Source organism: Novosphingobium sp. BL-S-24, assembly GCF_055521575.1.
In genome coordinates, this window is the sequence record NZ_CM145488.1 from 105,610 (window position 1) to 131,790 (window position 26,181).

Sequence of the window (26,181 nt, forward strand, 5' to 3'; positions counted from 1 at the left end):
CCGCGCATCAGCAGTTTATCGAATGTGACCGCGCAGATAAAAAGCGCATAGCGGAGAAGGACATGGCGGTGATCGACAGTATGGACGGCAAGCGTGTGCTCGTGACTGGCGCATCGAGCGGGCTGGGGCGGCATTTTGCGCAAGTGCTGGCAAAGGCCGGGGCGCAGGTGGTGCTTGCCGCGCGGCGGATGGACGCTCTGAAATCGCTGGCGGATGAGATTGGGGGGCAGGCGACGTGCGTGGCTCTCGACGTGACGGATGCGGACAGCATTCGCGCGGCGGTGGCGCAGGCGGGGCCTGTCGACGTTCTTGTCAACAACGCGGGAGTATCCAGCGCGCAAGCTGTGCTGGACGCGACCGAAGCGGACTATGCCTACATCATGGATGCCAATTTGCGCGGGGCGTTCTTGGTCGCCACCGAAGCTGCACGCGGGATGCGAGAGCGCGGACAGGGTGGCGCGATCGTCAACATCGCCTCTATTCTCGGTCTTCGGCAAGGCGGGCAGCTCGCCCTCTACGCCATGAGCAAGGCAGGCGTCGTGCAGATGACGAAACAGATGGGCCTGGAACTGGCGCGCTACGACATTCGGGTGAATGCCTTGGCCCCAGGGTATTTCGCCACCGACATGAACCGCGACCATCTGGAGAGCAAGCTGGGCGAGGCGATGGCGAAGCGTATCCCTCAGCGCAGGTTCGGCAACTTCGAGGATCTCGACGGGCCGCTTTTGCTGCTGTGCTCGGATGCCTCGCGCTATATGACGGGTGTGGTGATACCCGTCGATGGCGGTCACGTCATCTCAAGCCTTTAAGGCGCATACCTCAGCGCGGGATCACCACGTAGTCCAGCTTCATCATCCGCTCGACCAGAGGGCCGCGATATTCCTCTGGAATGCTCAACGTACCCAGCGCCCAGCCCATGATGTCGACGTCCTCTTCCTCGATCATTCGTTCGAAGAGATCGATATCCTGCTCGGTCCATTCGGCGTGGAAGCGATCGAAATAGCAGCCGATCATATAGTCGGCCTCGCGAGTGCCACGATGCCAGGCGCGGAATTTCAGGCGGGCGAGGCGGGGTGAAAGCTCGGTCATGCCCGCGCCGATACAATGCGGCGCGGGCATGGGCAAGGCGTCGTCAGTTCGCCAGTACCTTGATCAACTCGGCGCTGGTACGCCCGGTCATCGTCTTGGGCACTTCGCCGATCAGCGCGCCTTTCAGCTCCTTATGATAATGGCGGCGCATCTCACCAAGCGAGCGCGGATCGGCGACCACCACCAGCTGGTCGATATGCTTCGCCAGCACCTGCTGGTTGAGCCACTCCGTCACCGCCGCGACATGGGCGCTTTCGTCCAGTTCATCGCGGCTGCCATCGCCGGTACGCGCCTGATGGCGGGTCGGGCCATCCTGACGGCGCACCCCGGCGCTGAAATTGGTCGCTTCCAGTTCGGGCGCATCCATCGAAGTGAGGCGAGGCTCAGCCGGCATGCCGGAATTGCGATAGAGCTCGAAGTTCTCTCCGTCGACGATCGCCAAAACCGTTCCGTTCGGTATGAGCATGGGCTTCTCCTTTTAGATGCATGCCCGCGTTCCAACGGTACGATGTGGAAGGAAGTTCCGCACCGGCTGGTGAAATGACAGGAAGTCACGCTAAGAGGCACGCATCATGCGGCCCGAAGCGCTCAATCCCCTGTTCGTCGAAACCGAAGCGCTGGACGGCGTCGGCCCCAAGCTGCTGCGCCCGCTGGAGAAGCTGGGCCTGAAGCGCCTTCGCGACATCATCTATCATCTGCCCGATCGTTTCGTGGAACGGCGCGCCGTCGCAAATCTGGACGAGGCGAGCGTGGGCGAGAATGTGATCGTCGCCCTCACCGTGGTGGAGCACAAGTCCCCCGCCGGGCGCGGCCCGTTCCGCGTGCTGGCCCAGGACGCCATCGGCAATATCTGCACGCTCACGTATTTCGGCCGGGCGTCCTACAGCGCGCGAAAGCAGCTGCCCGTGGGGGAGATGCGCTGGGTCGCGGGGCGGATCGACCAATACGGCCAGATGCTCCAGATCGTGCATCCGGAGCATGTGTCGGAAAATGCTTCCGCACCGCTCGGCCAGCTTTGCGAGGCGGTCTATCCTCTGTCCGAAGGGTTGACGCAGGGGCGGATCGGTTCGCTTGTCGCACAGGCGTTGAAGGCCTTGCCGGACCTGCCGGAATGGATTGAGCCGGGCCTAATGGCGAAAGTCGGCTGGCCCGCCTGGCGTGATGCCGTGGTTGAGGCTCACCGCGGCGTTCATGCCCAAGCGCGCGATCGGCTGGCATATGACGAACTGCTGGCCAATGCGCTGGCGCTCATGCTGGTCCGCGAAAGCAACCGATCGCAACGGGGAACGCCGCTCACGGGCGACGGAAGCCTGAGGGCAAAACTTCGCCTGCCGTTCGCGCTGACCGGCGCGCAGACGCGTTCGATCGCCGAGATCGAGGGCGATCTGGCCCAGTCCGCACCGATGCTGCGGCTGCTTCAGGGCGACGTGGGATCGGGCAAGACAGTTGTCGCGCTGTCGTCCATGCTGATCGCGGTGGAGGCGGGCGCACAGGGAGCGTTGCTGGCGCCAACCGAAATTCTCGCGCGCCAGCACTACGACACCCTGTCGCGCATGTTGCAGGGCACGGGAGTGGAGATCGCGCTGCTCACGGGCCGGGACAAAGGCAAGGCGCGCGAGGCGATCCTGATGGGGGTGCTCGACGGGTCGATCCAGATCGTCGTCGGCACGCATGCGATTTTCCAGGACAGCGTGGCCTACCGCAATCTGGCGTTGGTGGTGATCGACGAGCAGCACCGCTTCGGTGTAGGCCAGCGCCTGATGCTGGCGCGCAAGGGGCGCCGCGTGCCGCACACGCTGGCGATGACGGCAACGCCGATCCCTCGCACGCTGACGCTGGCGCAATATGGCGAGATGGAAGTCTCCAAACTGGACGAACTGCCGCCCGGTCGTCAGGCGATCGATACGCGCGTGGTGTCGGTGGAGCGGATGGACGATGTCGCCGGGGCGCTCGCTCGCCATGTCGAAAGCGGGCAGCAGGCGTACTGGGTGTGCCCGATGGTCAACGAGAGCGAGAACGACGACCTCGCCGCCGCCGAGGCTCGTTATGCGGCCCTGAAGGAGCGGTTCGGCGATAGCGTCGCGCTCGTCCATGGACAGCTGCGCCCAGAGGTAAAGGACGCGGCGATGGAACGCTTCGCGCGGGGCGAGGCGAGCCTGCTGGTCGCGACCACGGTGATCGAGGTGGGCGTGGACGTGCCCAACGCGACACTGATGGTGATCGAACAGGCCGAGCGGTTCGGCCTCGCCCAGCTGCACCAGCTGCGCGGCCGGGTCGGGCGCGGCTCAGAGAAATCGACGTGCCTGCTCCTTCGAGGCAACCAGCTATCCGAAACCGCCCGCCAGCGGCTCGCCCTGATGCGCGAGACGCAGGACGGCTTTCGACTGGCGGAGGAAGACCTGCAACTGCGCGGCGGCGGCGAACTTCTGGGCACGCGCCAGTCGGGCGATACCCCGTTCCGCATCGCCACGCTGGAACAGATCACCAAGCTGCTGCCCCTCGCCCACGACGACGCGCGCCTCCTGATAGAACGCGACGGCGGCCTTTCCGGCCCGCGCGGCGAAGCTGCACGCTTGCTCCTCTACCTGTTCGAGCGCGACTGGGGCGTCCAGCTTCTGCGATCGGGTTGAAGCCAGGCGGTGTGGACAAATTCAGGGTACGGGAGTGGCAAGGGTTGGTGGCTAGCTGCCGTTCGGTTGTTCAACCCATGACCGAAACACGCCGACCACATTGCCCAGATCGAGGGGGCCACATGCCGCTTGAAACTTGCCGTCGTTCAATTCGGCAACCCACCAACTACCTGAGCGTCTCCACTCGCTTAAATCGCTAGCAGGCTCACCCACGGATACCTTTTCGAAGGTGCGCCCTTCAAGATTTGTATCTTCCAGATCGATGACGAGCGTCCAACCGGGATTGTCCAACGTGTCGATCTTCACGCCGTAGGAGTGCTCCCAGTCGTCATTACATTCGGCGAGATACCAACGGGCCAGCCAGGTTAGATTGTCGTCGCTCATGACGCCATAATCGACCAGTCGAGGAACGACCGCAATGGGGCGGAACCGGACGATCCAATTTGTCTACGCAGCCTAGTGTTCGGGAAGCGGCTGTTCGGCGAACCCCCACCCTCGCAGATCGCGCGCGCGGTCGATCAGGGTATCGGCGTCACCGATGGAATAGGGGTGGGCGTCCTTCATCGTGTCCAGCTCGTCCCATGAAACAGGGATAGCCACCGGAGCGCCCGCACGCGCCCTTGCGGAATAGGGCAGCACGGCCGTGGCGCCTCGCTGGTTGCGCAGCCAGTCGATGAAGATGCGGCCCTTGCGCTTGGCCTTGCTCATCGTCGCGACGTAGCGGTCCGGCTCCGCAAGACTGAGCGCTTCGGCGAACCTGCGGGAGAAGTCCTTGTGCATGTCCCAATCATGCCCACGCTTCAGCGGCACGACAACATGCACGCCCTTGCCGCCTGACAGCATCGCAAAGCTGATAAGGCCGAGGTCCGACAGCCGTGCCCGGATATCCTTTGCGGCGCGAACACATTCCTTGAAGTCCAGCCCCTCGTCGGGGTCGAGATCGAAGATCATCCGGTCGGGCTGCTCCACCGCGTCCGTCCGGGCGCCCCAGCCGTGAAACTCGAGCGTGCCCATCTGCACGCAAGCGACCAAGCCCGACGCATCGGCCAGATAGAGGTAATCTTCCGACCCGCCGTCCTTCTCCCTAATCGGCACCTGCGAAACATGCGGGCCGAACGAGCCGCTGTCATGCTTCTGGAAAAAACATTTCTTGGCGCGACCCTGCGGACAGCGCACCAGACTGATGGGCCGGTTGGCGGCAAAGGGGAGCATCAACGGCGCGATCTGCGCGTAGTAATTGGCAAGATCGCCCTTGGTCTGGCCGCTCTCGAAGATTTCGCGCTCCCGATTGGTGACCTTCACGTCGATTTCGGTAGTGGGAGCCGGCTGCGCCTTTTCCGGCTTCACCGATTTCGCATCCTTGTCGGCCCGCAGCCCGAGGAAGCTGCCATGCCGCACCCGGCCTTCGGACGTAAGTTCGGCAAAGGCGATCTCGGCGACCAGTTTGGGCGTCACCCAGCTTGCGCCGCGCGCCTCGGTGCGGTCCACCTCCAGCGGCGCCGTCTTGCGGGCCAGCTTTTCGAGCCGGGCCGCCATGTCCTCAAGCCCCTTGCCGTCGAACCCGGTGCCAACCTTGCCCCGGTAGACCAGGGTCTTGCCCTCGTATTGCCCAAGCAGCAGTGAGGAAAACGGCCGACCTTTTGCGCGTGACTTAGACCACCCGACGATCACGAATTCCTGCCGCCGGGTGCACTTCACTTTCACCCAGTTGCGGTTGCGTCGCCCGGAATAGGCAGCGTCGATGCGCTTGGCGATGATCCCTTCCTGACCTGCCGCGCACATCGCCTCGAACAGTTTCTCGCCCGCACCGATCACATGATCGGCCACGAAGACGGGAGGCTGCGCATCGGCTAGCAGCGCTTCCAGCCGCTCCTTGCGTTCGATCTGCGGCATGGCGGTCATGTCCTCGCCATCCAGCTCCAACAGATCGAAGGCGTGAAATTCCAGTGCGTCGGTTTCTTCCTGACTGCCATGGCCGCGCTTGAGAACGGCTTGAAGGCTGGAGAAATCCGGGTTTCCATCGGCATCGCGGGCGATCACTTCGCCGTCGATCAGGCATGGCGGCAGATCCAGCGCAGCGATCTGTACCGCCAGTGGGCTGAACTTGTCGGTCCAGTCCAGCCCGCTGCGGGTGTGCACCGCAACCGTCTCTCCCGACGCCGCAATCAGGGCGCGATAGCCATCGAACTTGATCTCGTGCATCCACAAGTTGCCGGGCGGCACCGCATCCACCAGCGTCGCGAGCTGCAGCGCCCGGAATTTCGGCGGCTTGGCGTCGGCTTTCGACTTGCGAGCAGGCTTGGCCTTCTTGGCATTGCCCGACGCCGCCTTGAGCATGACCTTGGTGAACTCGTCCCCCTTCTTGCCCTCCAGCGAATGGGATCCCGCCTTGTCCGCTTCGATTTCGGCCATCGTACGGCCGGTCAGCACGCTGGTCAGTCCTTGCTCGACCAGTGTATCGCCGCTGCCGGAATGCGCGTCCTTCACCTTTCGCAGCAGCCAGTTTTCCCGCTTCTCTCCGGGCCGGCCTTTCATGCGGACGAGCAGCCACTCGCCCTTCATCCGTTCGCCATCGAGCGTGAAATGGAGGTGTCCCTCATCGAGATCCTTGGCGCTCTTTCCGGCGATGGGAGACCAGGTGCCCCGGTCCCACAGCATCACCGTGCCGCCGCCATATTCGCCTTTGGGGATGCTCCCCTCAAAGCCGCCGTACGTGAGGGGGTGATCTTCGGTGCGTACCGCCAACCGCTTGTCATCCGGATCGACGCTGGGGCCACGGGTCACCGCCCAGGATTTGAGCACGCCATCCACTTCGATCCGAAAGTCCCAATGCAACCGGCGAGCAGCGTGCTTTTGCACCACAAAACTGTTGCCCGCGCCCTTGCCGCGCTTGCCCGATGGCTCCTTGGTCTTTTTGAAGTCCCGCTTGCGATTATACTCGGCGAGCAGGTCTTTTCCGGGATCGGCGGCTTTGGTCACAACGTGATCTCCGGCGTTAGCGCCACCGGTCAGGCGCTCTTTCGCGTCCGCGCCGCAGGCTTTTTGGCCGCTGGTTTGCGCGTGGTTGTTTTGGCAGGTGCCTTGTCGGCATCCTTGGCGGCCGGCTTCTTCCCGGTTTTGCTGCCGCTATCACCAACCGACTTTTTCAGCGCCGCCATCAGGTCGATGACGTTGTTCTTGCTGCCGGACGTATCTCCGGCATCCTCGATAATTCGTTTGTTGCTCTTGGACTTGGCCTTCTTGTCTATCAAGCGGTGGAGGGCATCGACGTAGCGATCGTGAAACTCTGCAGGCTTGAACGGCGCAGTCTTTTTGTCGATCAGCGCCGTTGCCAGATCCAGCAGATCGGCATCCGGTTTAGCGTCTTCTATATCGCGGAAATATCCTTGGGCCTTATGCACTTCGTCGGCATAGCGCAGAACTTCCATGACCAGCCCGCGCCCGCATGCCTTGATGGAGACGAGTTGCTCCCGGCCACGGACCGCCAGTTGCCCCAGGCCCACCTTGCGGCTTTGACGCAGCGCTTCGCGAAGGACAATGTATGCCTCTTCCGCCAGGTCGTCGGCAGGCACCACGAAATACGGCTTTTCATAATAGAGCACGTCGATTTCATCGGCATCGACGAATTGGACGAGTTCCAGGGTCTTACGGCTTTCGATTTTCACCGCTTCGATTTCTTCTTCGTCCAGGAGAACGTAATTGTCCTTCGAGATTTCGAAACCCTTGATGATTTCGTCTCGATCGACCGGCCCTACACCGGAAGCCACCTTTTCGTAACGGATGCGCTTGCCCGTAGGCTCATGAATCTGGTGAAAGGAAATCGCGGCACCAGAACGAGTTGCGGGATAGACCTCTATCGGGATCGAGACGAGCGCCAGACGGATCTGACCCTGCCAATATGCGCGTGCGGCCATGTGCGGTTCCTTCCTCGCACGAACAAGCGGCGGGAAGGGCATGGAGTTCCCACGGGATCAGGTGGTGGTGACCAACATCCTGGCGAGCCCCGCAAGATCATCGGCAAAGCGGCCATGTTCGCGATCCTTGGCCTCCCCTTCGAGCCGAAGAAGATAGCTGGGGTGAGCGGTGAGCCACACGGTCGATCCGTCAGACTGGGGCAGGGCCTGTCCACGTTCGCGACCGATCGATGGTGTTCGACCGATGAGTCCTCGTGCGCTGCTGGCTCCCAGAGCGAGGATTACCTTCGGCTTTATCAAAGCCCGTTCGCTGTCCAGCCACCAACGGCAGATGTCGATTTCGCCTGCAGTAGGTGTCTGGTGGAGACGGCGTTTTCCCCTGGGCGCAAACTTGAAGTGCTTTACGGCGTTCGTCACGTAAGCCGTTGATCTATCTACTCCGGAAACCTTTAGGGCTTGGTCGAGCAGTTGACCGGCAGGGCCAACAAACGGCTTGTTTTCACGTTCCTCGGTGTCTCCCGGCTGCTCCCCCACGATCATCAACTCGGCGTGAGCCGGGCCTTCGCCCATCACCGCGCGGGTGCCGTTACAACCGATGGCGCAACGTCGGCACTGCGCGATCTGGTCGGCCACCGCTTTCAGACTGTTGGGCGATGCTTCTTCGAAAAGGCTGGCACCGGTAGCGATCATGGCAGCTTCCCGCTTATGCGCCCCGGCAATCATATCGGGTATCTGCCGCGCCTCGGGCAGGTTTTTCCAATATCGCCGCGGCATTTCCTTGACCATCATTCCGACTTTCAGCCGCGCGGGATTGAACGTCGAACGGTAATAGCCCAGCCACAGTTCCTCGGTCGCATCCTCCGACGGGGCATCGCCGCGCGCGGCGGGCGGTCCTTCGAACAATGCCATCCCATCCCAGTGGAGCGACAGGCGCGGTGTCAGAATGGACCAGCGCTGGCTGGCGAAGCGGTTGACGAAGAACTCGGCATTGTGCCGTTCGATCCGATAATCCGGTTCGAACCAGGCGATGTAGCGTTCAACCGCTTCGCCATCATCTTCCTCTATTACCGACCGAAAGCGAACGAAGGCGCGCATCTTGTGAATGTCGCGACGGACCTGCTTGGCTAGGCGCTCCAGCGCGATCACATCGGGATCGGCGGCGTCTTCCATCAGCCGAGGGTACTCCTGCAACCGCCATAAAGTCCGATAAAGCAAATCGAGCCGCTGGGGATCGGTGTGCAGGATCACCCGGCGGGCCAGTTCGATGAACGCACGATTTGCCCTGACCTCGCGAACATCCCGGTTCGGCATCGGCATTGAGGAGGGCATTGCGAACAGGTCGTTCGTTCCACCGCCTTCGCTCCACGCCACCGCATCGGGGGCAATCCTTTGGCCAACCAAGCGACGAGCCTCGGTCCGCCAAGCCTCGAAATCGTCGGTTTCGAGAAGGTCGACCGCGATCACCCGAACAGTTCCATCTGCTTGGCGGGGGGCGCCAGGCGCGCGCGCAAATCGACGCGGTCGGTGAGCAGGGTGGGTCGCCAATCCGCCGTGACGATAAACGGACGCAGCTTTTTGATCGAGGTGGTCAAGCGCGCCACGTCTTCCAAGCGCATGGTGCGATACCGTCGCGCCATCAGGATGGCCTGAATTGCCTTGGTGCCGAGACCGGGCACGCGCAGAAGATCCTCGCGCGGGGCACGGTTCACATCGACGGGAAAGCGATCGCGGAACTTGAGCGCCCAGGCCAGCTTGGGGTCGATATCCAACGGCAACATGCCATCGGCATCTGCCGCATCCTGCACTTCGCTCGGCGCAAACCCGTAGAAGCGCATTAGCCAGTCCGATTGATACAGGCGATGTTCGCGGAGTAGCGGGGGCCGCTTGAGAGGGAGCACGGCGCTGGCTTCAGGGATCGGGCTGAAAGCGGAATAATAGACACGGCGCAGTGAAAAGCGATCGTACAGCGTGCTGGCTTTGCCGACGATCTGCGCATCGCTTGCGCCGTCCGCCCCCACGATCATCTGCGTCGATTGCCCTGCCGGGGCGAAACGCGGAGCTTTGGTGAAACGCTTCTGAGCGTCTTTCGCCTCTACGATCGCATCGGAGAGATTGCCCATCGCCCCCTCTATCGTCCCGCCATTCTTGTCAGGCGCTAGACGGGCAAGGCCGGCATCGGTCGGCAGTTCGACGTTGATGGATACTCGGTCTGCCCACAGCCCCGCCTGAGCCACCAGTTCCGGGTCCGCTTCAGGAATGGTCTTTAGGTGGATGTATCCGCGAAAATCATGCTCTTCTCGTAAGATACGAGCGACTTCTATCAGCTGTTCCATCGTGTGATTCGATGATTTGATGATGCCGGAAGACAGGAACAGACCTTCGATGTAGTTGCGGCGATAGAACGACAGCGTGAGGTCCACGACTTCCTGCGGCGTGAAGCGTGCGCGTCGCACGTTCGAGCTTTTGCGATTGATGCAGTAGTGACAATCGAAAATGCAGTGGTTCGTCAGCAGCAGCTTCAGCAGCGAGATACAGCGGCCATCAGGTGCATAGGCATGGCAAATGCCCATGCCTTCCGTCGATCCAATACCTTTGCCATCGCGGCTGTCGCGCTTCGCCGTGCCCGACGATGCGCAGGATGCATCGTATTTGGCGGCGTCGGCCAAAATCGTCAGCCGGTCCATGACGGAAGGTAAAGCCATTCGTTCTAATTATGTTCTTTTTCGTCGGCATACAAGGCGGACGTTCGGCCAAGTCAAAATAAAGCGCCCGACCGCGATGCGGTGGGCGCCGATCAATCAACCGAAACGCCCGGCGGTCTGTTGACCGCCGGGCTGGGACCTACCCGGGGACGGGAAGGTCGTTGTCGGTGTCGCGGTTGCGCTTAGCGCAGGAGCGACAGGACGTTCTGCTGGCTCTGGTTGGCCTGGGCGAGCATCGCGGTCGATGCCTGGCTCAGGATCTGGGCCTTGGCCATCTGGGTCGTTTCGGCCGAGTAGTCGGCGTCTTCGATGCGGCTCTTGGCGTCCGAGAGGTTGGTGACGTTGTTGGTCAGGTTGTTGATCGCCGATTCGAGGCGGTTCTGGCCGGCGCCGAGCGAAGCGCGGGTGGCGTTCACGTCCTTGAGGGCGTTGTCGACCGCGGTCAGCGTCGAGGCGGCCTTGGAGGCGTCGGTCACGTCGAGCGAGGAGGCGGTGAGGTTCGCGCCGTTGATCGCCTTGGAGGTGAGCGTCACCTTTTCACCCGAGTTCGAACCGGTCTGGATGTCGAAGGTGACGTCCGTGCCCGAGGTCGTCGAGATCAGGGTGTTGCCGTTGAACTTGGTCTGCGTGATCGACGAGGTGATCTGCGTGGTCAGCGCGGTGACTTCCTGCTGCATGGCAGCGCGGTCAGAGCTCTGGTAGGTGCCCGATGCCGACTGGATCGCCAGTTCGCGGACGCGCTGCAGCATGTTGCTGACTTCCGAGAGCGAGCCTTCAGCGGTCTGGGCCAGCGATATACCGTCGTTGGCGTTGCGGATGCCCTGGCTCATGCCCTTGATCTGCGAGGTCATCGACGTCGCGATGGCGAGGCCGGCGGCATCGTCCTTGGCCGAGTTGATGCGCTTGCCGGTCGACAGGCGCTCCATCGCCGTGCCCAGCATCTTGTTGGCAGAGTTGGAAGCGTTCGAGGCGCGGATCGCGCTGATGTTCGTGTTGATGACTGACATTGTGTGTTCCCCGGTAAAGCCGTCTACTTGGAAGCGCCGATCTTGGTGCATCCTTCGTATGATGAAGAGAACGACAGTGGCCGGGCACTTTTAAGGGCGCTGTGCTTTCGCTTGATTGCAAAGCAAATCACCCGCATTGCGCGCCTCTATTTCGCATCTGCAACTAAAGGGATTTCGAATGCCATCCGGCCTGGTCGCATTGCTTGATGACGTATCGGTGATTGCCCGTGCGGCAGCCGCCTCGCTTGACGACGTGGGCGCTGGGGTCGCCAAGGCAGGATCCAAGGCGGCAGGCGTGGTGATCGACGATGCGGCGGTGACGCCGGGCTATGTCACCGGGTTCACGCCCGACCGTGAACTGCCGATCATCTGGCAGATCACCAAAGGATCGCTGAAGAACAAGCTGCTGATCCTGTTGCCGATCGCGCTGCTGCTCAGTGCCTTCCTTCCGCAGGCGATCACGCCGATCCTGATGTTGGGCGGTCTCTATCTGGCGTTCGAAGGGGCGGAGAAGGTGGTCGAGAAATTCGGCGGCGCCAAGCATGGTGAGACGCTGGAAGACCCGATCGAGGATGTAGCCGCGTTCGAAAAGTCGCGCATTTCCGGTGCGGTTCGCACCGACCTGATCCTGTCTGCGGAGATCATGGCCATCGCGCTTGCGGAAATCGGCGATACGACGCTGTTCGCGCGCGCTGTCACGCTGGCGCTGGTCGGGATCGTGATCACCCTGATCGTCTATGGCGCCGTCGCCCTGATCGTGAAGATGGACGATGTTGGCCTGCATTTGACGAAGAAGCCGGGCGGCGGCGCGCAGGCCACCGGACGTTTCCTGCTGCGGGCCATGCCGGTCGTGCTGAAGGTTCTGGGCACCGTGGGGACGCTGGCGATGCTGTGGGTCGGCGGCGGGATCATCCTGCACGGGCTTGAGGAACTGGGCATGCCGCAGCCGGCGCATGTCGCACACGATATCCAGCATTTCCTGGAGCACGCTACCGGGCCGTTGGGCGCGATCGCAGGATGGCTGGGTTATGCGGTGGCGTCGGCCATCGTCGGTCTGATTCTGGGAGGTATTGTCGCGGCAGTGGTCCACGTTATCGCCAAGGCACGCGGCAAGGCGCACTAGGCTGCGTGGGCATTATTCAAGGTTAAGCGGAGTGGCAAGGGTTGGTGGAAAGCCGACCTATGCGTGTCAGCTTCCCAATAAATCGATCTTTCAAATCAACAAGTATCAATCGTTATCGCGTTCCATCTTAGTGATTGCGCCCGAACGAGGATCAACGTGGAAATCGTACTTGACGTTGGCTTTCGTAGCTTCGCCTTCCCAATGCCCGTCATCTGCTTCAAGTTTCGTGACGCTATAGCCCTGCTTCAACAGCATGCTCTTCACTTTCTCACCACTGATCCATCCTTTGCCGGGTATATCGGCTAATGCTGGGCTCGAAAAACCGACGATGGCAACAGTAACAACCAGCAACTTTTTGATCATAACTCTCTCCTTCGATTTGGAGAAAGCGTTTAGCCATCCGAGACGTTCCACTATGATTGGACACATCTATCAGGAGCAAGCCCTTCGCTCGGACGGCTCCAATGGGGCGGAGGCTGACATGCATACGTTGAAGGAAGTGCGCTCAATTATGTGAAATGCGCTTGGCAAAATCGAAGGCTTTGCAGTCGCTTGCTGTTGAGCAGGGACCGTTCAGTTCCAAGTATCGCGGCCATTGCGTGGCACCTGTTTTCATTATGATGCTTCCATACCTCTTCTGACGAACGATGAGCGCAGTGCCGTCGAACGGAACGTTCACTCTCTCGCCATGGGGATCAAGAGACTGAGGATAGTCACCTTCGTATATTACAAAATTACCAGCAGAACCTCGGATTTGATATAAGTTGAAGTCGGAATGAGCTTGTCGATTTTCAATCGTCATTCCATCCGGGAGACAAAAGCTATCACCACAAGGCCCTTCAGCGACAACTGAACAAGAGCACAAAAGAGCTAACGGCAACAGAGATTGGCATCGCATTTTTAAATGAGTGGCAGTCTACCAAACCGACTGCAATGGGGCGGAACCGGACAATTGATTAGTCCATGCCACTTATCAGGCATCAAGGCAGCGCGGCAAAGATCTCTTTCGCGAACGCCGTCAGGGTGTCATCGCGCGCGCCCATGATGACGACACGGTCGCCCGCCCGAGCGTTTCGGACGATCCATTCGCCGCATTCGGCGCGCGAGGGAATGTATCGGGCGGTGCCGCCGTGCTGCTTGATCAGGCGGACGATCCGCTCGCTGCCTTCGCTGCGATCCACCGTGCCACCGAAGTAGACCGGATCGCACAGGATCGTCACGTCATCGGGGCCGAGCTTGCTGGCCAGCACTTCGGCCAGTTCGGCGCCCATCTGCCGCAGCGGGCCATAGCCGTGCGGCTGGAAGAACGCGATTACCCGGCCGGGATGGGCCTTCATCGTGTTCAGGGTGGCCGATACCTTGTCGGGGTTGTGGCCGAAATCATCAATCACGGCGATGCCGGAAGGCGACGTCCCTACGATATCGAACCGGCGAGCAAGACCTTCGAACGATGCGAGGGCGGCGACGGCTTCGGCGACCGGCACCCCGGACGCATTGGCGGCGGCGATGGCGGCAAGGGCATTGTAGAGGTTGTGACGGCCCGGGACTTTGAGGGTCAGGGCGTGGCTGCTGCCATCCCGGCGGTCGATCACCGTGGCGTGAAGGGAGGTCGGTTTCTCGACAATGTCGGCCGCGCCGATCTCTGCCGCCGGGGCAGTGACGCCGAAGGTGACGACAGACGTTGCACGGGGGGCGAGCGCGGCGGTCTCGGCATCATCGAGATTGATCGCGGCCACATCGGCGCGGGCGATGAAGTCTCCGAACAGTTGGCGCAGTTCTTCAAGGCTCTTGTGATCGAGGCTGACGTTGCCGAGCACCGCAACTTTCGGGCGATAGAGCCCGATGGAGCCGTCGCTTTCGTCCACTTCGGACACGAACGCATCGCCTTTGCCCACGCGGGCGCTGGCGAACGGGGCATCAGGACCGGCGAAATTCTTCATCACCGCGCCGTTCATGATCGTCGGGTCGCGGCCCGCTTTGGTCATGATCCAGCCGGTCATTCCCGTGACCGTCGATTTGCCGGACGTTCCGCCGATTGCCACGCCGTACGGAGCGGCGTTGAACAGGGTCGCCAGAAGTTGCGCCCGGCTCATGCGCGGGCTGCCGAGTTCGGACGCGCGCACGACTTCGGGCACGGTGTCTTCCACCGCGGCAGAAGCCACAAGCGTTTGGGTGGAGGACGTCAGCCCGCTGCCGTCCTGCGGATGCAGGTCAAAGCCCAATGATTCGAGCCAGGCGAATTTCTCCGGTGTGCGGCCCTGATCGCGGCTGCGATCCGACCCCGCGACGTGCGCGCCATGGCCCTTGAGGATCAGCGCGAGCGGCAGCATGCCTGACCCGCCGATGCCGCAGAAGAACCAGGGGTGGGCGGTAAGGTCGCTTGCGTCTGTCATGGCCCCGGACGTATTTCGCGCCGCGCGCAAACACAACCTTCCTTGCACGCCGCTCGCTCATGCCTGGCCGCCGCGCCGGTGGAAAACGCGGCCTTCGTGCCTTCGCGTGGGGGCAGGGGGCGGGTAGACCTCCTCTATGACCCGCATCGCCGTCTGCGCTCCGTCCACTCCGATCACCCGCGACGATGCCGCGCGGGTCAAGGCGCTTGCCGCCGCCGATTTTCCAGGGGTGGAGATCACGATCCACCAGCAGTGCTTCGCGGTGGACGGTCATTTCGCCGGCAGCGATGAGGAGCGGACGAACGCCTTCCTCGAGTGCGCCAACGACCCCTCGATCGATGCCGTGTGGTTCGCGCGGGGTGGCTACGGTGCGTGTCGCATCGCCGACGATGTGCTGGAAGGATTGACCGACGCCGCGAAGAGCAAGACCTACCTTGGCTATTCCGATGGCGGCTATCTGCTGGGCGCGCTGTACCGTGCACGGATCGGCAGGCCCACCCATGGCCCGATGCTGGCCGATATCCGCCGCGCCCGGGGTGACGATGCGATCCGGCGTGCTCTGGACTACCTGACAGGGCAGAATGGCGGACTGGAACCGACGCTTGCCGACACCACCCGCCCCGTCGTGGCGTTCAACCTCATGACTTTGGCGATGCTCGGCGGTACGCGGCTGATGCCGGGTCTTGCCGGGCACATCGTGATGGTCGAGGAAGTGTCGGAGTATCTCTACGCGGTCGATCGCTTGTTCTTCCACGTCACGGCCCACCTCGGCGGCATTGCCGGACTTCGCCTTGGCAGGGTCAGTGACGTGCCCGAGAACGATCGACCGTTTGGCGCCAATGCTCGGGCAATCGCTGAATACTGGTGCCGCCGTCATTCGATTCCGTTCCTGGGCGCAGCGGACATTGGCCATGATGCCGCCAATAAGATAGTTCCCTTCGGCTGACGCTTGCGCCACGGTCCCGGCGCTCAGAAAAGAACGATGGAGAGTATGATGGCGCCACTGCCGATCCGCCAGATCGCCTATTTCGTGCCCGACGTACGGGCCGCGGCACGCGCCCATTCGGAGACCTTCGGCTCCGGTCCCTATTACGTGGCCGACAACATTGCCCTGACCCGCGCCCTCCATCGCGGGACGGAGCGCCAACTCGACCATTCCAGCGCCTATGGGCAGTGGGGCGAGGTGATGATCGAGTTCTGCCAGCAGAACAATCCCGGCCCCTCGGCCTTCCGCGACCTCTATCCCGAAGGCTCCGGCAAGACCGGCATCCACCACGTCGCCTTGTTCGTGGAAAGCGTGGAGGAGGCGGTCACATCCTTCGCGGCGCAAGGCCACCAGATTGCGCTGGACGCTACGATGACGGACGGCTTCCGCTACGTTTTTGTCGATACCGTGGCAACTTACGGCCACATGCTCGAACTGTACGAACCCAACGCTAACCTTACCGGCTTCTACGGGATGGTCCGCAAACGCGCGGGAGACTTCTCTCGCGGAGTGACCATCGACATCGCTTTGTGAGCGCATTGCAGTAAGCGGGGGCTTGCCCTTGGCAGGCAAGCGCAATAACCCGCCGCGCCACAATCCAATCGACAGTGCCATGCGCTGCACATGAAGGAGCGTCGTCAGATGCGTGCATTCGTTTTCCCGGGACAGGGCAGCCAGAAGGTCGGCATGGGCACCGAACTCGCCGAAGCCAGCGCCACCGCGCGCGAGGTGTTCCAGGAAGTGGATGACGCCCTCGGCCAGCACTTGTTCAAGATCATGATGCAGGGTCCGGAGGATGAGTTGACGCTCACCGCCAACGCCCAACCGGCGATCATGGCGCACGCCATCGCCGTGTTGCGAGTGCTGGAAAAGGAAGGCGGCATCGCTCTTGCCGACAAGGCCGATTTCGTCGCCGGCCACTCCTTGGGCGAATATACCGCCCTGTGCGCAGCGGGCGCGTTCAGCCTTGCCGACACCGCACGCCTTCTCAAGCTGCGCGGCGAATCGATGCAGGCTGCCGTGCCGGTCGGCGTGGGAGCGATGGCCGCGCTGCTGGGCGCCGACATCGAAAAGGCAACCGCGCTCGCCGAAGCTGCCGCCGAGGGACAGGTTTGCACCGTCGCCAACGATAACGATCCCGGCCAGGTCGTCCTTTCCGGTCACCGCGAGGCGATCGAGCGCGCGATTGCCTTAGTCAAGGATCACGGAATCAAGCGGGGCATCGCCCTGCCGGTTTCTGCGCCGTTCCACTGTCCGCTGATGCAACCGGCCGCCGATGCGATGGCCCAGGCGCTGGAGCAGACGCCTCCGAGTGCCTTGCGGATCGCGTTGTTCGCCAATGTCACCGCCGCTGTCGTCACCGATCCGGCCGACGTGCAACGGTTGCTGGTGGAGCAGGTCACGGGTCGCGTCCGCTGGCGCGAAAGCGCGATCGCGATGCACGCCGCCGGGGTCGAACGCTTCGTGGAAATCGGCGGCAAGGTCGTTGGCCCGATGATCAAGCGATCTGCTGGCGACGTCGACGTCACTTCCGCCTCGACGATGGCGGAGATCGAGGAACTGGCTAAGATCCTCTGAGCCGCCGAAGACGCGTGAAATATGAATACGGAGACTAAGATGTTCGACCTTCACGGAATGACTGCCCTGGTAACCGGCGCCAGCGGGGGGATCGGTTCGGCGGTGGCGCGGGCTTTGGCGGCGCAGGGCGCTCGGTTGGCGATTTCCGGCTCCAATGCCGACAAGTTGCGCGCCTTTCGGGACGAGCTTGACGAGCATAGCCCGCAGCATCTGCAGGAAGTCGATCACGTGTCGATCGCCTGCAACCTGTCGGATTCGGAGCAGGTGGAAAAGCTGGTCCCTGCCGCACTCGAATCGCTTGGCAAGATCGACATTCTGGTGAACAACGCCGGCATCACGCGCGACAATCTCGCGATGCGCATGAAGGATGAGGAGTGGGATCAGGTCATCAAGGTGAACCTGGAATCGACTTTCCGCCTGATGCGATCGGTGACCAAGCCGATGATGAAGGCCCGTTTTGGCCGCATCATCAATGTCACGTCGGTGGTCGGCACCACCGGAAATCCCGGCCAGATGAACTATTGCGCGGCCAAGGGCGGCATCACCGCCATGTCGAAAAGCCTGGCGCAGGAACTCGCGACACGCGGGGTCACCATCAACTGCATCGCTCCCGGGTTCATCCGCACCGCGATGACCGACATCCTGCCGAATGCGCAGAAAGAAGCGCTCAACGCGCGCATCCCGATGGGCCGGATGGGTGAGGGCGAGGAGATCGCCAGCGCGGCGGTATTCCTGGCGAGCAAGGAAGCGGCCTACATCACTGGGCAGACCATTCACGTCAACGGCGGCATGGTGATGATCTGAAGACGGACAGGGGGTAGGGCGTCTTACCCCCCAACCGTCCTCTATCAACGCGGGGCAAGGATCGAAAACGGGCAGAAATACCCGGTTTTATCCCCAGATTCGCCGCATCTGCGCCACATCCGGCTTGCCGCCCGATTGGTGGACGTTAGAGATAGTCGTCCGATTTTGGGGTTTTTGAAGAACCCTAGCCCGATCTAAGGGGGACCGTAGGCTGTCATGAAGGCCACTATCGAACGCTCCACGCTGCTGCGATGCCTGTCGCACGTGCAATCCGTGGTTGAGCGCCGCAATACCATTCCCATTCTCTCCAACGTCCTGATAGAGGCGTCGGCCGGCGGTTCCCTGCGCATCATGGCAACGGACCTCGATCTGCAGGTCGTGGAATCGATGGGGGCCGTTTCGGTCGAAGCAGCCGGGGCGATCACCGTATCCGCGCACCTGCTGTTCGACATCGCGCGCAAGCTGCCGGAAGGTAGCCAGGTCAGCCTGGACGCGGCCGATAATCGCATGGTCGTGAAGGCCGGGCGCAGCCGCTTCCAGTTGCCAACGCTGCCGCGCGACGATTTTCCCGTCATCGCGGAAGGCGAACTGCCGACCAGCTTCGAAATCGCAGCAGCCACGCTGGCCCAGTTGATCGACCGTACCCGGTTCGCGATCTCGACCGAGGAAACGCGCTACTACCTCAACGGCATCTTCTTCCACGTAACGGACGAGGAACTGAAGGCGGCCGCCACCGATGGCCATCGCCTGGCCCGCTTCACCATTGCTCGTCCTGATGGCGCGCAGGGCATGCCCGATGTGATCATACCGCGCAAATGCGTCGGCGAACTGCGCAAGCTGCTCGAAGAATCGCTCGACACCAACGTGTTGGTCGACCTGTCCGCCAGCAAAGTCCGTTTCACTCTTGGCGGTGAAAACGGCGTGGTGCTGACCAGCAAGCTGATCGATGGCACGTTCCCCGATTACACGCGCGTCATTCCCACCGGTAACGACAAGCTGCTGCGCGTCGATCCCAAAAGCTTTTTCCAGGGCGTGGACCGCGTGGCGACGATCGCCACCGAAAAAACCCGCGCGGTGAAGATGGCGCTGGATCAGGACCGCGTGACGCTGTCCGTTACCTCGCCGGATAACGGTACGGCGGCGGAAGAAGTCCCGGCGGAGTACTCGTCCGAAGGGTTCGAGATCGGCTTTAACGCCAACTATCTCAAGGATATTCTCGGCCAGATCGAAGGCGATACGGTGGAGTTGCATCTGGCTGATGCCGCTGCACCCACGCTGATCCGTCAGGATGAGAAAAGCCCGGCGCTCTACGTGCTGATGCCGATGCGCGTCTGACGGCGTTCGACCGATCGGTAACAAAAAGGCCGGGGCTAACGCTCCGGCCTTTTTCGTTTGGGCGGCGATTTTCCTACATCGACCGGGCCTGTTATGATCCCGGCGGGTCGTTCCGTCATGACGGGTCGGGTGGTGCTGAAAAACACCCGCCCGCATGACTTTCATCAACTAAACCCGTCAAACCTTGTGCGAAGCCTCGATCATTTCCTCGACCGCAACAAATTTTTCCCGCGGCGCACCATCCCGCGCATTCGCCATCTCGGCCTCGTCGATTTTCTGCCAATCGGTGAATTTCACCACTTCCAGCCCGCGCTCATCGGCCAAGGCATCGAAGCCGGGGCGGCCAGCCTTTCCGGAATCGCCGGGCATGTCCTGCGCAATCTTTTCGATAATGGCGAAACCGTCCGGCCGGTTCGTCCCGATCGTCCCAGTTGGCCCGCGACGCGCCCACCCGACGCAGTACAGTCCAGGGCTGATCCGCCCTTCGACATTGGCGAAACGGCCACCCTGTTCATCAAACGGAACATCAGGGATTGGTGAAGTCTGATAACCGATGCAGGCGACCACCAGCCCGGCCGGTATACGGTAGGTTTCGCCGGTTCCAACAGCCTTGCCATCGACAAGGCGAGTTCGTTCGACTTCGACGGCTTCGACCGACGTTTCACCGATAATGGCCTTGGGAGCCGCGAAAAAGTCGAACTCTACCGTTATTGCATCTTGGCCAGGACCTGCCGTGATGGCGGCAAAGTTCCGCAGATGAGCTACCGACTTACGCAGTCCGGTATCCAGCGCGGCGTCTTCCGCCACGTCAGGAAGATCGGCGGGATCGACCTCCGGATGAGCGCGCGAAAGTTTTGCCAGTTCGCCCAATTCCTTTGGCGTCATGGCAACCTGATGCGGACCACGTCGTCCCAAAATGACGATCCGCCGTACCGCTGACCCTCTCAGGGATGACAAGGCATGCGCTACAATATCGGATCCGGCGAACTCTGCCTCCGACTTCGCAAGAATTCTGGCCACGTCGAGCGCGACATTCCCATTGCCGACCACGATTGCCGTGTCGTGGCTCAGGTCCGGCTTTAACTGGGCAAATTGCGGATGTCCGTTGTACCAGCCGACAAAAGCCGCCGAGCCGAAGACATTGGGAAGATTTTCGCCGGGAAGGTTCAACTTACGATCATGCGGCGCGCCGGTGGCGAGAATAACGGCGTCATAAAGACTTTCGAGTTCTCTCACCGTAATGTCCCGACCCAGCATGACATTGCCGACGAAGCGCACATTGCCACTGCGGGCAGTCGCTTCATAGCGCTGCGAGACAGCTTTGATGGACTGGTGATCAGGGGCAACACCTGTGCGGATCAGACCAAAAGGGACGGGCAGAGAATCAAATATGTCGACCCTGACGTTCTCGCCCCATTGCTTGAGGGCGGCTTCCGCCGTGTAATAACCAGCAGGACCCGATCCGACGATGGCGATATGGCGCACAGACGTCTCTCCCTTATTTTTACGGCTTTGCAGTTAGCCCAGAACGCCCAGCAAGCATGCCTAGGTCCTCCGAGCAAGTAAAATTGGGACCTGATGGCGCGGTAAGTCACCAAAAGATGACCCGGCATTTAACCGTTTGGAAATGCCGAAAGGGCAATGGTCCGCCGATGGGTATTTCGGATAGCAGCGGCGCGCAGCGGGCAAGGCAGATCAGTGCCGACATAGAAGATTCGTCGCTGACGCCTGCGGCTGGCCCGTCTCTTTTCGTAAGCGGGTTCGCAAGGTTCCGCGCTCAGTCCGATACCAGCGATGTCTTGCATTATTTCACGTCCCTCAGGTGGGTTTGGATGGCACCGACGTTGCTTGTCTGCTCAATACTTATGGGGCTGGTTGCTTGGGGGCTGCCAGATGTGGTCGCCATAGGATGCATGATGGCTGCGATGGCCTTGTGCGCTCCCGCGAAATTCTATGCCGATCACGAGCGCCAGCTTTCTCACGATAGTTGGCAGAGGTACCCGGTGCTGGCCCTCGCGGTGCTGTTCCCAATGGGACTGTTCGGCCTTGGTGCCGCGCGCTGGACAGATATGCATGCCGGTCTCGAATGGGATTCGACTGCTGCCATATTTGTGATTGTCATCCTGATGGCAACGACACTTCTGGAGAACCGTTCGACCTCCATCATTATGGCCACCATCGCCCTGTGGGGCGGTGGGACGATCTATTTCCAATCTATCCCGGCGCTTCTGCTGCTGGCGATCGGCGGCGTGATTGCCTTGTTTCTGGCAATCGGCCAGGCCCGTCTTACGTCGGCTCGAGCCACCGATCATGCTGAACGAGAGCGCCAATACCGGCGCGCCGAACAACTGCTCAACGAGTACGAGCAGACCGGGCAGGGGTGGTTTTGGGAAACCGACCGCGCCGGACGCGTTTCATACGTCTCGGAGCGTATCGCAAAGATGTTGGGCAAGGGTCCATCGGAAGTCGAAGGACGCCCGTTCACCAGCTTGTTCATTCTGGAGGCGCAAGGACAGCAGCGAGAGCGGACGCTCGTTTTCCACCTCAATACCCGCTCCTCTTTTCAGGATCTGGATGTCCGTGCGGCGACCGACGAAGAGGACGAGCGGTGGTGGTCGATATCCGGACGCCCGGTGCTTGATCAGTTCAACAACTTCATGGGCTTTCGCGGATCAGGGACGGATCTCACTGAAAAACGCAAATCCCAGCAGCATGTCACTCAACTGGCTCGATTTGATTCGCTGACCAAGCTGGCCAATCGCTTTCAGATGGGAGAATGGCTGGAAAAAATTCTGACCAGCCCTCGCGTGGAAACACGCGCTTGCGCCGTTCTGTTGCTGGATCTTGATCGGTTCAAGCAAGTCAACGACACCATGGGTCATCCCGCAGGCGACGCATTGCTCAAGCAAGTGGCCGAACGCCTCAGCGGCAGTGTTGGCGATCGAGGAAGGGTAGGGCGACTGGGCGGAGATGAATTCCAGGTGATTCTTCACGGTGTGCAGCAACGCGAAGGATTGGCGCATCTCGCGCGGCGGATCATCGAAAGCTTGTCGCAGCCGTACTCGATCGATGGATCGCGCGTGACGATCGGGGCGTCCTTGGGCATTGCGCTTTGCCCCGATGACGGAACAACGTCTGAAGCATTGATACGCAATGCCGACCTCGCGCTTTACGCGGCGAAAGGCAATGGTCGGGGGCGTCACCATTTCTATGACGAGGATCTTCATTCAGACGCAAGGGAGCGTCAGCAACTTGAGGAGGATCTGCGAGACGCCATCGCCAATGGCTCACTGGAATTGCATTATCAGCCGCAGGTGCGCACGATCGGTGAACGGATCACCGGTTTCGAGGCTCTCCTCCGCTGGAGGCATCCGGTCCATGGGTATCTTTCACCGGCGAGGTTCATACCTGTGGCGGAAGAGAGTGGACTTGTCGCCCAGATTGGCGAATGGGCGTTGCGCACCGCTTGCCGGGATCTGGCGACCTGGCCAGAAGAGGTGCGAGTGGCGGTCAACGTGTCGCCATTGCAGTTTGCCAATCCAGCGCTTCCAGCGATTGTCACCAGCGCGATCGCCGGTGCCGGCATCCAGCCCGGGCGGCTTGAGCTGGAGATCACCGAAAGCGTTTTCCTTAGCGACGACAAGTCCACTGAGGCTATGTTCACTGCCCTTAAACGCGTGGGCGTACGACTGGCGCTGGACGACTTCGGGACTGGTTATTCCTCACTGGGATATTTGAAAAAGGCGCCGTTCGACAAGATAAAGATCGACCAGAGCTTCGTGCGGGGCGCGACGATCGCTGGCAGTCGCAATGGAGCGATCATTTCCTCCATCGTCAGCCTGGCCGAAGCACTCGGAATGGAAACCACCGCCGAGGGTGTGGAGACATTGGACGAGTTGGATCTCGTACGTCAGCTGCGATGCAGTCACATTCAAGGTTACATCTATGATCGGCCGATGACGGTCGATGCCGTTAACACCAAGCTCGCTCAAGGGCTCTCGGCCGTCGCAACGGGGCCACGGTCTGCTCGTGCAGCGCGACAGACCATGTTGCGCAAGGTTGCCCTTGAACATGGGACTCACACTTATCAAGGCACTATCCGCAACATTTCGCTGACGGGAGCAATGATCGAGGGGCTGTGGAACGTGCCAGTCGGTACGGTTTTCGGGGTCCATCTTTCAGAAGGCTATGTTGTGTCGGCGACTTCACAGTGGTGTAAAGAGGATAGAATGGGGGTCGAGTTCGCACAAGCGCTGGAACTCGACGATACCGGAGCAGTGACTTTTGCCAAGCCCCGGATCAAGCGAGACAGGGCGGACCAGGGACTTCTCAGGCGAGTGGGTTAAGTCTTTTTGGGCGATCGTTCGGCCACCTTTCAATCGCGTGCATTTTTCGCATTCTCGTCGCTTTCAGGTCATTCCACCCGACGCGAAAATGCTCTAACGGCGCACCATGACCGAACTCGCGCAGATCCGTAACTTCAGTATCATTGCCCATATCGACCATGGCAAGTCCACATTGGCGGACCGTCTCATCCAGACGACGGGTGGCCTGTCCGAGCGAGAGATGAGCGCTCAGGTCCTCGATAATATGGACATCGAGAAAGAGCGCGGCATCACGATCAAGGCGCAGACAGTGCGCCTGAATTACACGGCTTCCGATGGCCTGACGTACGAACTGAACCTGATGGACACGCCCGGGCACGTCGATTTCGCCTATGAAGTCAGCCGCAGTCTAGCGGCCTGCGAGGGGGCATTGCTCGTGGTTGATGCGGCGCAGGGTGTGGAAGCCCAGACCCTAGCCAACGTGTATCAATCGATCGAGCACGATCACGAGATCGTCCCAGTGATCAACAAGATCGATCTGCCGGCAGCCGAACCGGAAAAAGTTCGCAACGAGATCGAAGAAGTCATCGGTATCGACGCGTCCGAAGCCGTCTTGGCCAGCGCCAAGTCAGGCATCGGTATCGCTGAAGTGCTTGAAGCCATCGTCAAGAAGATCCCGCCTCCAAAGGGTGAGCGTGACAAGCCTTTAAAGGCCATGCTGGTTGATTCCTGGTATGACCCCTACCTCGGCGTGGTCATTCTGGTTCGCGTTATCGATGGCGTGATCAAGAAGGGGTTGAGCGTAAAATTCATGCAGGGTGCGACTGAGCACCTCATTGATCGCGTAGGTTGCTTCACGCCGAAGCGTGTCGATCTGCCTGAACTCGGCCCAGGCGAGATCGGCTTCATCACGGCGCAGATCAAGGAAGTCGAGCAAGCTAAAGTCGGTGATACCATCACTACGGTGAAAGGCGGCGCCACCCAGGCTCTTCCCGGCTACAAGGAAGTGCAGCCCGTTGTTTTCTGCGGCCTGTTTCCCGTGGATGCCAACGACTTTGAAAAGCTTCGGGAGTCCATCGGAAAACTGCGGCTGAACGACGCATCTTTCAGTTTTGAGATGGAATCCAGTGCCGCGCTGGGATTTGGGTTCCGTTGCGGTTTTCTGGGTCTTTTGCATCTGGAGATTATCCAGGAACGCCTGAGCCGTGAATACGATCTTGATCTTATTACGACTGCGCCGTCAGTGGTCTATCGACTGACGATGACGGACGGAACCGTGAAAGAACTCCACAATCCGGCCGACATGCCCGATCCCGTCAAGATCGATTTCATGGAAGAACCGTGGATCAAAGCGGTGATCTATACGCCTGACGAATATCTCGGGTCGATCCTCAAACTATGCCAGGATCGCCGGGGCATTCAAAAGGATCTGACGTATGTGGGCGGTCGTGCGCAAGTCACTTACGACTTGCCACTAAACGAAGTCGTGTTCGATTTTTACGATCGGCTGAAATCCATCAGCCGCGGCTATGCCAGCTTCGATTACGAGCAAACCGGCCTTCGGGAAGGCGATCTCGTCATGATGAACATTCTTGTCAACAACGAACCGGTCGATGCGCTTTCCATGATCGTGCATCGCGGTCAGGCTGAGCCGCGCGGTCGTGGATTGGTGGAACGTCTTAAAGAACTCATCCCCCGGCATATGTTCAAGGTGCCGATTCAGGCCGCGATCGGGGCCAAAGTTATTGCCCGAGAGACGATCAGCGCGATGCGCAAGGATGTTACCGCCAAGTGCTACGGCGGAGACATTAGCCGCAAGAAGAAGCTTCTCGACAAGCAGAAGGAGGGCAAAAAGCGCATGCGTGAATATGGCAATGTGCAGATCCCACAGGAAGCGTTTATCGCTGCGTTAAGGATGGGTGAGGAATAAAGCGCGCTGCGCCGTGCTCAAGTGCTGAGCCACATGCGCAGATAGCACCATTTGCCGGTTAATGTTTAGCAAGGGTACGTGGCCTATGACCAAACCTATGGCCGAAATAGAAAGTAAAAAGCAGGACGAAGCTCGAGCACAACCGTCGAGTATTATTGCTATTTTCCCCCACTTGACGGCGAAGCAGCATCAGGTGCTGCTGTTTGTGTCGGAAAACCGCACGAGCAAGGAAATCGCTTGGGAACTCGGCATTTCCGAAAGCGCCGTAAATCAGCGGATCGAGGGTGTCAGAAATAGGGCCGGATTGCCGCCCCGGGCCGAATTAGCGCGGGCTTATCGGCAGTATTTGGCCACGTTGTAGTCTGC

Annotated in this window: 23 protein-coding genes; 12 read left to right on the top strand and 11 right to left on the bottom strand. The window is 60.8% G+C overall.

The window, feature by feature from the left end:
• Positions 1 to 62: 62 nt before the first annotated feature.
• A complete protein-coding gene (locus tag ACZ1JM_RS05740; protein ID WP_465133881.1) occupies positions 63 to 809 on the top strand; it encodes a glucose 1-dehydrogenase in 747 nt (248 codons plus the stop codon).
• 10 nt (positions 810 to 819) lie between these two features.
• Here ACZ1JM_RS05740 and ACZ1JM_RS05745 read toward each other — a convergent pair whose 3' ends face one another.
• Both ACZ1JM_RS05745 and ACZ1JM_RS05750 read right to left on the bottom strand, forming a co-directional pair.
• Positions 820 to 1,119 carry an FAD assembly factor SdhE gene (locus ACZ1JM_RS05745; protein ID WP_465133882.1) on the bottom strand — a complete coding sequence of 100 codons (300 nt, stop codon included), beginning with the start codon at positions 1,117 to 1,119 and terminating at the stop codon, positions 820 to 822.
• 13 nt (positions 1,120 to 1,132) lie between these two features.
• The gene (locus tag ACZ1JM_RS05750; RefSeq protein ID WP_465133883.1) at positions 1,133 to 1,555 is read right to left on the bottom strand and encodes a host attachment protein; all 423 of its coding nucleotides are present in this window, start codon (positions 1,553 to 1,555) and stop codon (positions 1,133 to 1,135) included.
• Between the two features lie 106 nt (positions 1,556 to 1,661).
• On the opposite strand from ACZ1JM_RS05750, the gene recG reads away from it, so the two are divergent.
• Positions 1,662 to 3,719 carry an ATP-dependent DNA helicase RecG gene (recG, locus tag ACZ1JM_RS05755; protein WP_465133884.1) on the top strand — a complete coding sequence of 686 codons (2,058 nt, stop codon included), beginning with the start codon at positions 1,662 to 1,664 and terminating at the stop codon, positions 3,717 to 3,719.
• 51 nt (positions 3,720 to 3,770) lie between these two features.
• Here recG and ACZ1JM_RS05760 read toward each other — a convergent pair whose 3' ends face one another.
• From ACZ1JM_RS05760 to ACZ1JM_RS05785, 6 genes are all read right to left on the bottom strand, one after another.
• The gene (locus tag ACZ1JM_RS05760) at positions 3,771 to 4,103 is read right to left on the bottom strand and encodes an immunity 53 family protein (RefSeq protein ID WP_465133885.1); all 333 of its coding nucleotides are present in this window, start codon (positions 4,101 to 4,103) and stop codon (positions 3,771 to 3,773) included.
• A 72-nt stretch (positions 4,104 to 4,175) separates the two neighbouring features.
• Positions 4,176 to 6,698, bottom strand: coding sequence for a DNA ligase D (ligD, locus tag ACZ1JM_RS05765; RefSeq protein ID WP_465133886.1), 2,523 nt, complete (start codon positions 6,696 to 6,698; stop codon positions 4,176 to 4,178).
• A 29-nt stretch (positions 6,699 to 6,727) separates the two neighbouring features.
• Positions 6,728 to 7,633, bottom strand: coding sequence for a non-homologous end joining protein Ku (ku, locus tag ACZ1JM_RS05770; protein ID WP_465133887.1), 906 nt, complete (start codon positions 7,631 to 7,633; stop codon positions 6,728 to 6,730).
• A 57-nt stretch (positions 7,634 to 7,690) separates the two neighbouring features.
• On the bottom strand, positions 7,691 to 9,097 hold the full coding sequence (locus ACZ1JM_RS05775) for a UdgX family uracil-DNA binding protein (RefSeq protein ID WP_465133888.1): 1,407 nt from the start codon (positions 9,095 to 9,097) through the stop codon (positions 7,691 to 7,693).
• Positions 9,094 to 10,335: a putative DNA modification/repair radical SAM protein gene (locus ACZ1JM_RS05780; protein ID WP_465133889.1), complete on the bottom strand. Its 1,242-nt coding sequence runs from the start codon at positions 10,333 to 10,335 to the stop codon at positions 9,094 to 9,096. The genes ACZ1JM_RS05775 and ACZ1JM_RS05780 overlap by 4 nt, the downstream gene beginning before the upstream one ends.
• A 182-nt stretch (positions 10,336 to 10,517) precedes the next feature.
• Positions 10,518 to 11,342, bottom strand: coding sequence for a flagellin N-terminal helical domain-containing protein (locus tag ACZ1JM_RS05785; protein WP_465133890.1), 825 nt, complete (start codon positions 11,340 to 11,342; stop codon positions 10,518 to 10,520).
• Positions 11,343 to 11,369: 27 nt separating this feature from the next.
• On the opposite strand from ACZ1JM_RS05785, the gene ACZ1JM_RS05790 reads away from it, so the two are divergent.
• Both ACZ1JM_RS05790 and ACZ1JM_RS05795 read left to right on the top strand, forming a co-directional pair.
• On the top strand, positions 11,370 to 11,549 hold the full coding sequence (locus ACZ1JM_RS05790; RefSeq protein WP_465133891.1) for a hypothetical protein: 180 nt from the start codon (positions 11,370 to 11,372) through the stop codon (positions 11,547 to 11,549).
• Entirely contained in the window at positions 11,521 to 12,465 is a 945-nt protein-coding gene (locus tag ACZ1JM_RS05795; protein WP_465133892.1) for a DUF808 domain-containing protein, read from the top strand. The genes ACZ1JM_RS05790 and ACZ1JM_RS05795 overlap by 29 nt, the downstream gene beginning before the upstream one ends.
• 105 nt (positions 12,466 to 12,570) lie before the next feature.
• On the opposite strand, the gene ACZ1JM_RS05800 is transcribed toward ACZ1JM_RS05795, so the two are convergent.
• Together ACZ1JM_RS05800 and ACZ1JM_RS05805 are read right to left on the bottom strand one after the other, a co-directional pair.
• On the bottom strand, positions 12,571 to 12,828 hold the full coding sequence (locus ACZ1JM_RS05800; protein WP_465133893.1) for a PepSY domain-containing protein: 258 nt from the start codon (positions 12,826 to 12,828) through the stop codon (positions 12,571 to 12,573).
• A 617-nt stretch (positions 12,829 to 13,445) separates the two neighbouring features.
• Positions 13,446 to 14,858 (bottom strand): Mur ligase family protein, encoded by a 1,413-nt coding sequence (locus ACZ1JM_RS05805; protein ID WP_465133894.1) that lies wholly within the window; start codon positions 14,856 to 14,858, stop codon positions 13,446 to 13,448.
• Positions 14,859 to 14,994: 136 nt separating this feature from the next.
• Between ACZ1JM_RS05805 and ACZ1JM_RS05810 the strand changes: the two genes are divergently transcribed.
• From ACZ1JM_RS05810 to dnaN, 5 genes are all read left to right on the top strand, one after another.
• Complete coding sequence (locus ACZ1JM_RS05810) at positions 14,995 to 15,804, top strand: LD-carboxypeptidase (protein WP_465133895.1); 810 nt, start codon at positions 14,995 to 14,997, stop codon at positions 15,802 to 15,804.
• A gap of 45 nt (positions 15,805 to 15,849) precedes the next feature.
• Positions 15,850 to 16,377 (top strand): VOC family protein, encoded by a 528-nt coding sequence (locus ACZ1JM_RS05815; RefSeq protein ID WP_465133896.1) that lies wholly within the window; start codon positions 15,850 to 15,852, stop codon positions 16,375 to 16,377.
• A gap of 108 nt (positions 16,378 to 16,485) precedes the next feature.
• Positions 16,486 to 17,421, top strand: a complete 936-nt coding sequence (gene fabD / locus ACZ1JM_RS05820; protein WP_465133897.1) for an ACP S-malonyltransferase — start codon at positions 16,486 to 16,488, stop codon at positions 17,419 to 17,421.
• 39 nt (positions 17,422 to 17,460) lie between these two features.
• The gene (gene fabG, locus ACZ1JM_RS05825; protein WP_465134992.1) at positions 17,461 to 18,225 is read left to right on the top strand and encodes a 3-oxoacyl-[acyl-carrier-protein] reductase; all 765 of its coding nucleotides are present in this window, start codon (positions 17,461 to 17,463) and stop codon (positions 18,223 to 18,225) included.
• Between the two features lie 216 nt (positions 18,226 to 18,441).
• Complete coding sequence (gene dnaN / locus ACZ1JM_RS05830; protein WP_465133898.1) at positions 18,442 to 19,560, top strand: DNA polymerase III subunit beta; 1,119 nt, start codon at positions 18,442 to 18,444, stop codon at positions 19,558 to 19,560.
• A gap of 177 nt (positions 19,561 to 19,737) precedes the next feature.
• Here the strand turns inward: dnaN and ACZ1JM_RS05835 are convergent, their stop codons facing one another.
• Positions 19,738 to 21,045, bottom strand: a complete 1,308-nt coding sequence (locus ACZ1JM_RS05835; protein ID WP_465133899.1) for an FAD-dependent oxidoreductase — start codon at positions 21,043 to 21,045, stop codon at positions 19,738 to 19,740.
• A 428-nt stretch (positions 21,046 to 21,473) separates the two neighbouring features.
• On the opposite strand from ACZ1JM_RS05835, the gene ACZ1JM_RS05840 reads away from it, so the two are divergent.
• The 3 genes from ACZ1JM_RS05840 to ACZ1JM_RS05850 all read left to right on the top strand — a co-directional run bounded on the left by ACZ1JM_RS05840 (position 21,474) and on the right by ACZ1JM_RS05850 (position 26,176).
• Positions 21,474 to 23,906, top strand: a complete 2,433-nt coding sequence (locus ACZ1JM_RS05840; RefSeq protein ID WP_465133900.1) for a putative bifunctional diguanylate cyclase/phosphodiesterase — start codon at positions 21,474 to 21,476, stop codon at positions 23,904 to 23,906.
• A gap of 106 nt (positions 23,907 to 24,012) precedes the next feature.
• Entirely contained in the window at positions 24,013 to 25,815 is a 1,803-nt protein-coding gene (gene lepA / locus ACZ1JM_RS05845; RefSeq protein WP_465133901.1) for a translation elongation factor 4, read from the top strand.
• An 85-nt stretch (positions 25,816 to 25,900) separates the two neighbouring features.
• A complete protein-coding gene (locus tag ACZ1JM_RS05850; protein ID WP_465133902.1) occupies positions 25,901 to 26,176 on the top strand; it encodes a helix-turn-helix transcriptional regulator in 276 nt (91 codons plus the stop codon).
• Positions 26,177 to 26,181: the final 5 nt, after the last annotated feature.